The organism is Streptomyces sp. NPDC006265 (assembly GCF_040613555.1).
Classification (GTDB): domain Bacteria; phylum Actinomycetota; class Actinomycetes; order Streptomycetales; family Streptomycetaceae; genus Streptomyces.
This window is the reverse complement of the sequence record NZ_JBEXSH010000334.1, coordinates 1-8,857: the sequence shown is the minus strand read 5'-3', so window position 1 is coordinate 8,857 and position 8,857 is coordinate 1. Positions and strand designations below refer to the sequence as shown.

Genomic DNA, 8,857 nt, shown 5'->3' with positions numbered 1-8,857 from the left:
GCCCCGCCGTGCTGTTGGATCCGGTGCGCCCTCAGGAACGGTCGTCGTGCCGGGCGGCCTTGTCCTCGGCCTGCTTGGCCTCGACCTCCGGGTCCAGGACCGACGGGCCGGTGCCGTCCACGGACGACAGGTGTCCCGACTCGGGGACCTCCGTCGCGGCCGGGGGCTCCACCAGCCAGTCCGGGTTGGCCTGCTTGTCCCACCACTTCCACGCGGCGAAAGCACCACCCGCCACGGCACCCAGGATCACCAGCGTCTTCATGGCCTTGCCGGCCTTGGCCCGCCGTTCGTGCTTGCGGACCAGCTTCTGGATCTCCTTGGACGTAACCTGGCCGCGCAGCGCGGCCAGGGCGGCCGCACTCCGGGCTGCGGCCTCGGTCGTGACGGGCACGGCGGCGGCCACCGCGTGCTCGATCCTCGGCCTGGAGTACTCCGCCGCCTGGCGGGCGGCCTTGCGGGTGCGCTCGGCGGCTTCCTGGGCGGCCTGGTCGACCTTCGGCGGCACATGCGTGCGGGCCTGCTCCAGATACGGCTGCATATGAGTGCCGTACTGGACGCGCGCCTGCCCTGCGGCCTGCGTCACCTTGGGCGCTAGCCGTACGCGTGCCTCGTGTGCGTAGTGCGCGGCCCTGTCCTTGGCCGTGTCGGCGTAGGGCGCCACCACTTCCGCGGCGTGCAGCACGCTGTCCTTCGCCGAACCGGTCGCGGCGCGCACGCTGTCGATGCGGGTCACGGGTTCCTCCTCCTCGGTGGCGTACGGTATTTCGACTTTCCACCCTTTTACGGATCATGCCTCCTGGCGCACGACCAGGCATGCGCGGAAGGGCATCCGGGTCACGCAAGTCGGCATCCGGAGCCGATCACGTGCGATAGCGGATGAATAGGGGGCAACAGGAGCTTGTCGACGACAATGCCACGGATCGCCGCCCAGCGCCCCCGCCCCGGGAGGACTGGCCTGATTTTCTGCGGGCGCCCGCCGAGGGTTTCCCCCCGCTGCACCGAGGCCGGGCGACGCGAAGGCCGGTCCGTGCGAGGATCAGGGAGTCACGGAAAGACAACGGAAGGCAGATCGTGGCTGAGCAGCTCTATGCCACCCTGAAGACCAATCACGGCGACATCGAAGTCCGGCTTCTGCCGAACCACGCGCCCAAGACGGTCAAGAACTTCGTCGAGCTCGCCCAGGGCGAGCGGGAGTGGACCCACCCGGAGACGGGGGAGAAGTCCACGGACAGGCTCTACGACGGCACGGTCTTCCACCGGGTGATCAGTGGCTTCATGATCCAGGGCGGTGACCCGCTGGGCAACGGCACCGGCGGTCCCGGCTACCAGTTCGAGGACGAGTTCCACCCCGACCTGCGCTTCGACAAGCCTTACCTGCTGGCGATGGCCAACGCCGGCCCGGGCACCAACGGCTCGCAGTTCTTCGTCACCGTCTCCCCGACGGCGTGGCTGAACCGCAAGCACACCATCTTCGGCGAGATCACCGACGCGGCCAGCCAGAAGGTCGTCGACACCATCGCCACGACCCAGACGAACCCCCGCACCGACCGTCCGCTGAACGACGTGATCATCGAGTCGGTCGTCATCGAGACCCGCTGAGTGCGACGGCTCCCGCAGGGCACCATTCGCCCCGCTCATCCGTAAGGATGAGCGGGGCGGGCTTTTCTCACACGACCTAGGGGAGACCATGGACGACCAGGCTGCGGGCAGCCCGCAGGACGCCCACAGCGTCCCCATGTGCTACCGCCATCCGGACCGCGAGACGGGCATCCGCTGCATGCGCTGCGAGCGCCCGATCTGCCCCGAGTGCATGGTCAACGCCTCCGTCGGCTTCCAGTGCCCCGAGTGCGTCCGGACCGGCTCCGGCACGGGCCACGCGCCCACGGCCGCCATGCCCCGGACGATCGCGGGCGGCTCCATCGCCGCCGACCCCCGACTGCTGACCAAGATCCTCATCGGGATCAACCTGGCCGTGTTCATCGCCGTCCAGGTCCACGAGTCGCTGCTCAACGACGTCGTCCTGCTCGGCGCCTGGCCGCCGGCACCCTTCGCGCCCACACAGGGCGTGGCGGGAGGCGAGTGGTACCGCCTGGTGACGTCGATGTTCACTCACCAGGCGATCTGGCACATCGCGTTCAACATGCTCAGCCTGTGGTGGCTCGGCGGCCCGCTCGAAGCGGCGCTCGGGCGCGTCCGCTATCTCGCGCTCTACTTCGTCTCCGGCCTCGCGGGCAGCGCCCTCGCCTACCTGCTGACGTCGCCGAGCACGGCGACCCTGGGTGCCTCCGGCGCGATCTTCGGGCTCTTCGGCGCCACGGCCGTGCTGATGCGCCGGCTCAACTACGACATGCGGCCGATCATCGCGCTGCTGGTGATCAACCTGATCTTCACCTTCAGCCCGGGGTTCAACATCTCGTGGCAGGCCCACATCGGAGGCCTGGTCGCCGGTGTCGTCGTCGGATACGCCATGGTCCACGCTCCGCGAGAGCGCCGCGCACTGGTCCAGTACGGCACCTGCGCCCTGGTCCTGGGCGTGGTCGTGCTCATGACCGTTTTGAGGACGGCGCAGCTCGCCTGACCAGGCGTTGTCCACAGCGGGTGTCGGATCTTGTGCATACGGTGCGGGAACACATGTGCCCCCTGCCGCCGACCTGCGTTTACGCAGGTCAGGCAGGGGGCGAACAGGTTTTCGAGTACCGGTACTTCCGTCATACCGGCGTCAACGTCCAACGGGTTATCCACAGATCGTCTTCATTATCCCCATGTGGAAAACCGCTGTGGATAACTCAGCGAACAGCCCTGGGCAGAGCTGCGTTCACCGTGTGGTGGCCGCTACTTCCACTGGGTCGAGACGCCGAATCCGGCGGCGATGAAGCCGAAGCCCACCACGATGTTCCAGTTGCCCAGCGAGTCGATGGGCAGCGATCCGTCGGTGACGTAGAAGACGACGATCCAGGCCAGGCCGATGAGGAACATGGCCAGCATGACGGGCGCGACCCAGGCACGGTTGCTCAGTTTGATGGCGGTCGTCTGCTTGGCAGGCGGCGGCGTGTAATCGGCCTTCTTGCGGATACGTGACTTCGGCACGAGGGTCTCTCCTGTCGATGCGCTGCGTGGCCGCGCAGGTAACTGGGTCGGTCTCGGGGCAGCGTGAGGGGACTCCGATTGCTCCCCCGGGCGTCCGTTAGCGTAGTGCTTCCGCCGCGCCGAAGGAGATAAGGGTACGTTGAGCAATTCTGCCGACTCCCCCGGGACGGGATCCACCCCTGAGCGCGCGCGCCGTTTTCGGCCCGTGCGCGTCCTCACGGCGGCCGTGTTCGCTCTCGCGGGGCTCATCTTCTTCACCAGCTTCGACACCGCCAAGGGCACCAACATCCGTACGGACAGTTCTCTGCTGAAGCTGTCCGACCTCATCCACGAGCGCAGCCGGGAGAACGGCGAGCTGGACGAGACCAACGGCACCCTGCGCCAGGACATAGAGGCCCTCGCCGAGCGCGACGACGGCAGCACCAAGGCGGAGGACGACAAGCTCGCCGCGCTGGAGAAGCGCGCGGGCACGCAGAAGCTCAAGGGCGACTCGATCTCGGTCACGCTCAACGACGCCCCGCCGGACGCCACCGCCAAGCTCCCCGGCTACCCCGAGCCGCAGCCCGACTACCTGGTCATCCACCAGCAGGACCTCCAGGCCGTGGTGAACGCGCTGTGGCAGGGCGGGGCCAAGGGCATCAAGGTCATGGACCAGCGGTTGATCTCCACCAGCGCCGTGCGCTGCGTGGGCAACACCCTGATCCTCCAGGGCCGCGTCTACTCACCGCCGTACAAGATCACGGCGGTCGGTGACCCGGGCAAGCTGCAGAAGGCGCTGGCGGCCTCCCCGGCGATCCAGAACTACATGGTCTACGTCAACGTCTACGGGCTCGGCTGGAAAGTCGAGGAGAACGGCCCGGTGACTCTGCCCGGCTACTCGGGCACAGTGGATCTGCATTACGCGAAGCCCGTGGAGCAGTAGCCGGACCGGGGGAGCTGCCGGTGCGCGTGATCGTCAGGACCGTCAGCGAACTGTGCATCACCGTCGGCAGCCTGATCGTGCTGTTCGTCGTCTACGTGCTCTTCTGGACCGGCGTGAAGGCCGACGAGGTCATGGACGACCAGATCGACCTGCTCCGGAAGGAGTGGTCCAGGCCCCGGCCGCCGGCCGCCGGCTCCCCCGTGGGCCCGGCGAAGCCCGCGCCCTACGCCAAGGGCCGGCCTTTCGCGATCATGTACATCCCGCGTCTTGGTTTCACGTGGAACAAGCCCGTGCTCGAAGGCACCGCCACCGGCACCCTGAAGAAGGGCCTCGGCCACTACGCCGAGACCGCCCAGCTCGGGCAGAAGGGGAACTTCGCGGTCGCCGGCCACCGCCGCACCTACGGTGACCCGTTCAAGGACTTCCCCGAGCTCAGGCGCGGTGACGCCGTGGTGCTGACCGACGGCACCACCTGGTTCACGTATCGGATCGACAAAGGACCGTACAAAACAGTGCCCTCGGACATCGAGGTGATCGACCCTGTCCCACGTACTTCCGGGTACACGCGTTCGGGCCGGTATCTGACGCTGACCACGTGCGAACCGGAGTGGGGACACAGTCATCGTCTGATCGTCTGGGCGCACCTGGACTCCACCCAGCCCGTGGAGGCCGGGAAACCTGAGGCGCTGCGCCGCTAGTCTGGTGGCTGTACGGCGTGGGTCTGGTGCCGTGGTACGACGGAAGGGACGGCATGTACGGCTGGATCTGGCGGCATCTGCCGGGGAACACGTGGGCGAAGGCAGTGATCTCACTCGTCCTGGTCGTGGCCGTGGTCTACGTCCTCTTCCAGTACGTCTTCCCGTGGGCGGAACCGCTGCTGCCCTTCAACGATGTGACGGTGGACAACCAGTGAGCGCGCGCATCCTCGTCGTCGACAACTACGACAGCTTCGTCTTCAACCTGGTCCAGTACCTCTACCAGCTCGGCGCCGAGTGCGAGGTCCTGCGCAACGACGAGGTGTCGACGGCGCACGCCCAGGACGGTTTCGACGGGGTTCTGCTCTCCCCGGGTCCGGGCACGCCCGAGCAGGCGGGTGTCTGCGTCGACATGGTCCGGCACTGCGCCGACACGGGCGTCCCGGTCTTCGGCGTCTGCCTCGGCATGCAGTCGATGCAGGTGGCGTACGGCGGTGTGGTGGACCGCGCGCCCGAGCTGCTGCACGGCAAGACCTCACTGGTCGAGCACGGCGGCGGCGGTGTCTTCGCCGGCCTGCCCTCCCCCTTCACGGCGACGCGCTACCACTCGCTGGCCGCCGAGCCCGCCACGGTCCCGGCGGAGCTGGAGGTCACGGCCCGTACGCACGACGGCATCGTGATGGGCCTGAGGCACCGCGAACTGCCGGTCGAGGGTGTGCAGTTCCACCCCGAGTCGGTGCTGACCGAGCACGGGCACCGGATGCTGGCCAACTGGCTGGCGGAGTGCGGCGACCAGGGTGCGGTGGCGAGGTCGGCCGGGCTCGCCCCGGTGGTGGGCAGGGCCTCGGCGTGACCGCCCTGCGCCCCGAGCGCGAGTCCGACACCTCGTACGGGCAGCAGTCGTACGGGGTGTCGGGCGCGTTCGAGGACTGGTCGGGCGGACGGGGCCACGGTGCGTCCCCGCAGTGGGAGTCTTATCCGCCTGAGCCGGGAGCGCAGGCGCAGTCCAGCCCGCGGCATCCGGGGCAGTACGCCTCTTACGAGCCTGTGCCGGACGAGTCGTATCTGCCGCCCGTCGACGAAGAGACGGTGGCGTTGCGGCTACCGGATCCACCGACGGAGACTGGCGACCCCGTAGTGGGCTCTACGGCGTCTTCGGGCTCACGGCAGGACGGACCCGCCCACGGTGGCCGTGCGGCCCGCAGAAAGGCCGCCAAGCGCCGTCACGGGCGCCATGGCGGAGCGTCGGACACGTCGGACACCCCGTCCGCGTCCACCGGCACCGGGAGCCGGTCGCGGGCGCCGCTGTCGCGGGTCGAGGCGCGGCGGCAGGCGCGGGCGCGCAAGCCCGGCGCGGCGGTCGTCGCGAGCCGGGCGATAGGAGAGGTGTTCATCACCACCGGCGTGCTGATGCTGCTGTTCGTCACCTACCAGCTGTGGTGGACGAACGTCCGGGCGCACGCCCAGGCCGGCAAGGAGGCCAGCAGCCTCCAGAACGACTGGGCGAGCGGCAAGCGCAACCCGGGGGCCTTCGAACCGGGGCAGGGCTTCGCCATCCTGCACATTCCGAAGCTGGACGTGGTGGTCCCGATCGCCGAGGGCACCAGCAGCAAGGGCGTGCTCGACCGGGGCATGGTCGGCCACTACGCCGAGGGCGCGCTGAAGACGGCGATGCCCGGCGACAAGAGCGGCAACTTCGGGCTCGCGGGTCACCGCAACACCCACGGAGAACCGTTCCGGTACATCAACAAGCTCGCTCCGGGCGATCCGATCGTCGTGGAGACGCAGGACGAGTACTTCGTCTACAAGATGGCGTCGATCCTGCCGGTGACGTCACCGAGCAACACGAGCGTCCTGAATCCGGTGCCGACCGGCTCCGGATTCACCAAGCCCGGCCGTTACATCACGCTGACCACGTGCACGCCGGAGTTCACCAGCAAGTACCGGATGATCGTCTGGGGCAAGATGGTCGAGGAACGGCCGCGCAGCAAGGGCAAGCCGGATGCGCTCGTCAGTTAAGGGCAGATGACCAGTGGCAGCGACCACCGACACCGACCACGAGAAGCACACCGGCGGGGCGTCCCGGCCGCCTGCGGCACGTCGCAGGCCCGGCCCGATCGCCATGGCGGTCAGCTTCTTCGGGGAACTCCTCATCACCGCGGGCCTGGTCCTCGGCCTGTTCGTCGCCTACTCACTGTGGTGGACGAACGTGGTCGCCGACCGCGCGGCCGGCAAGCAGGCCGACGAGGTCCGTGAGGACTGGGCGCACGGCCGGGGCGGCCCCGGCGCGCTGGACACCAAGAACGGCATCGGGTTCCTGCACGTGCCGGCGATGAGGAACGGCGAGGTCCTGGTCGAGAAGGGCACGTCGAACAAGATCCTCAACGACGGCGTCGCCGGCTACTACACCGACCCCGTCAAGGCGACCCTGCCGATGTCGGGCAAGGACGGCAACTTCTCCCTTGCTGCCCACCGCGACGGCCACGGGGCCAAGTTCCACAACATCGACAAGATCAAGAAGGGCGACCCGATCGTCTTCGAGACGAAGGACGAGTGGTTCGTCTACAAGGTCTACGACATCCTCCCCGAGACCTCGAAGTACAACGTCAAGGTCCTCTCCCAGATCCCGAAGGAGTCCGGCAGGAAGAAGCCGGGCCACTACATCACCCTGACGACCTGCACGCCGGTGTACACGAGCACGTACCGGTACATCGTGTGGGGCGAGCTGGAGCGGGTGGAGAAGGTGGACAGCGACCGGACTCCGCCGAAGGAACTGGGCTGACTGTGCTCCTTGGGGGAGGCCGGCCGGTAGCATGACGGAGGCCCGAAGCCGCAACTTTCTCTTGCGGCTTCGGGCCTTTGTCACGGTCGGGCCGTCATGCCAGGACGGTCAGGGCCGCCCCGGCGCTCCATTCCTCCAGCAGCCCGCGAGGTACGGCGGTGATGCCGCTCTCGGCTGCGATGTTGAGGGCGTCGCGGGTGAAGGGGCAGGTCGCCGCGAACAGGGCCACTTCGGAGTCGTGCAGGACCTTGGGCGCCCCGAGGAACTTCTGGATCTCGGGGCTGGTGATGGAGAGGTGGGGCGCGAACCGCTTGCACTGGACGACGATGCGCCGCCCGTCGGCTGTGAGCGCGGTGATGTCGATGCCCCGGTCCCTTCCGCCGCCTTGCACGACGACGTTGGTGCAGCCGTCGCGGCGCAGCAGCTCGGCGACGTGCTCTTCGAACTCGCGTCCGTTCATGGCGTCCATGGCGGCCATGACTCCGGCGAGGGGGCGGCCCTCCCGGGGGGCTTCCAGCCGCTGCAGCCGGGTGTGGTGTTGCTGGAGCCGCTTCTCGATGCGCTGGACGCCTGCCCGGAGGGCGGTGAGCTCCCTCCGGTGTTCGCCCGAGGTTTCGATCAGGGCGTTGAACAGGGGGACGACGGTCCTCCCCAGGATGTGGGTGATGCGCTGGTCGATGCGGGCGTCGAGAGAGGCGGTGTGGGCCGGGGCAGGGTTTTCCACAGGCTGTGTGCGCGCCAGGTACTCCATGTCGAGGAGGTACACACGCACCTGACGTGCGACTTCGCGGTCACGGAGCAGCATGGCGATGTTGAGGACGGCGCGTCGGGGGAAGAGCGCGAGGGAGCGGGTGCGTGACTGGATTCCACTGAGGTTCTTGAAGGACCTCAGTTCTTCGCCGGTCAGCAGCCGGTAGCCGCTGGCTTCCAGTTCGATCCGGTGGTCCTTCACGAGCGACTTGATGGCTTCGAGTCCGACATCGAAGTACGACGCCACCATCGCGGTCGTCACATGCATCCCGTCAGGCAGCAGCGAGAGTGCCTTGACCCTGTCGAGCACGTCCGTGCGGTCGAGCACGCTGCCGCGCAGGGTCGGTGATTCCAGCAAGGCCGTTTCGTTGATCACATGCTGTCCTCCGGCTCGTATGGCCGGGGTGGGATTCCGATGCCCCAACCCACCCGGTGAACGAGTCGGGACATATGAAGACACGATGGACGGACGCACGCCTTTTCGGGGATGCCCCAGGCCGTGAAAGGCAGAGCCCCCGGCCTCTGTGGCCGGTTCTACTGATCCCCGCAACACCCTGGAGTTCAGGGAGTTGCGGGGATCGTGGATTTTGAGGTGCTGAAGGCGAGGTTCTTCGAGGCGCT

The 8,857-nt window shown here is 67.9% G+C and carries 11 protein-coding genes; 8 read left to right on the top strand and 3 right to left on the bottom strand.

Annotation, left to right across the window (positions count from 1 at the left end; translation table 11 throughout):
* Positions 1 to 31: 31 nt before the first annotated feature.
* Positions 32 to 733, bottom strand: a complete 702-nt coding sequence (locus ABZ281_RS25185) for a DUF5324 family protein (protein WP_356658914.1) — start codon at positions 731 to 733, stop codon at positions 32 to 34.
* A 338-nt stretch (positions 734 to 1,071) separates the two neighbouring features.
* Here ABZ281_RS25185 and ABZ281_RS25180 point away from each other — a divergent pair, with 338 nt between their 5' ends.
* The gene (locus ABZ281_RS25180; RefSeq protein WP_356658912.1) at positions 1,072 to 1,599 is read left to right on the top strand and encodes a peptidylprolyl isomerase; all 528 of its coding nucleotides are present in this window, start codon (positions 1,072 to 1,074) and stop codon (positions 1,597 to 1,599) included.
* Between the two features lie 88 nt (positions 1,600 to 1,687).
* The gene (locus ABZ281_RS25175) at positions 1,688 to 2,578 is read left to right on the top strand and encodes a rhomboid family intramembrane serine protease (protein WP_356658910.1); all 891 of its coding nucleotides are present in this window, start codon (positions 1,688 to 1,690) and stop codon (positions 2,576 to 2,578) included.
* Between the two features lie 254 nt (positions 2,579 to 2,832).
* Here ABZ281_RS25175 and crgA read toward each other — a convergent pair whose 3' ends face one another.
* Entirely contained in the window at positions 2,833 to 3,087 is a 255-nt protein-coding gene (crgA, locus tag ABZ281_RS25170; protein ID WP_030846986.1) for a cell division protein CrgA, read from the bottom strand.
* A 139-nt stretch (positions 3,088 to 3,226) separates the two neighbouring features.
* Between crgA and ABZ281_RS25165 the strand changes: the two genes are divergently transcribed.
* Genes ABZ281_RS25165 through ABZ281_RS25140 form a run of 6 tightly spaced genes read left to right on the top strand, consistent with a single transcriptional unit; the run spans position 3,227 to position 7,486 of the window.
* Complete coding sequence (locus tag ABZ281_RS25165; RefSeq protein ID WP_356658907.1) at positions 3,227 to 4,009, top strand: DUF881 domain-containing protein; 783 nt, start codon at positions 3,227 to 3,229, stop codon at positions 4,007 to 4,009.
* A 20-nt stretch (positions 4,010 to 4,029) separates the two neighbouring features.
* Complete coding sequence (locus tag ABZ281_RS25160) at positions 4,030 to 4,707, top strand: class E sortase (protein WP_356658905.1); 678 nt, start codon at positions 4,030 to 4,032, stop codon at positions 4,705 to 4,707.
* Between the two features lie 17 nt (positions 4,708 to 4,724).
* On the top strand, positions 4,725 to 4,922 hold the full coding sequence (locus tag ABZ281_RS25155) for a hypothetical protein (RefSeq protein ID WP_037668147.1): 198 nt from the start codon (positions 4,725 to 4,727) through the stop codon (positions 4,920 to 4,922).
* Positions 4,919 to 5,557 carry an aminodeoxychorismate/anthranilate synthase component II gene (locus ABZ281_RS25150; RefSeq protein WP_356658903.1) on the top strand — a complete coding sequence of 213 codons (639 nt, stop codon included), beginning with the start codon at positions 4,919 to 4,921 and terminating at the stop codon, positions 5,555 to 5,557. Before ABZ281_RS25155 ends, ABZ281_RS25150 begins: the two co-directional genes overlap by 4 nt.
* Positions 5,554 to 6,723 (top strand): class E sortase, encoded by a 1,170-nt coding sequence (locus ABZ281_RS25145; RefSeq protein WP_356658901.1) that lies wholly within the window; start codon positions 5,554 to 5,556, stop codon positions 6,721 to 6,723. The genes ABZ281_RS25150 and ABZ281_RS25145 overlap by 4 nt, the downstream gene beginning before the upstream one ends.
* A gap of 13 nt (positions 6,724 to 6,736) precedes the next feature.
* Positions 6,737 to 7,486, top strand: a complete 750-nt coding sequence (locus ABZ281_RS25140; protein WP_356658899.1) for a class E sortase — start codon at positions 6,737 to 6,739, stop codon at positions 7,484 to 7,486.
* Between the two features lie 94 nt (positions 7,487 to 7,580).
* Here the strand turns inward: ABZ281_RS25140 and ABZ281_RS25135 are convergent, their stop codons facing one another.
* Positions 7,581 to 8,612, bottom strand: a complete 1,032-nt coding sequence (locus tag ABZ281_RS25135) for a restriction endonuclease (RefSeq protein ID WP_356658897.1) — start codon at positions 8,610 to 8,612, stop codon at positions 7,581 to 7,583.
* Between the last annotated feature and the right edge of the window lie 245 nt (positions 8,613 to 8,857).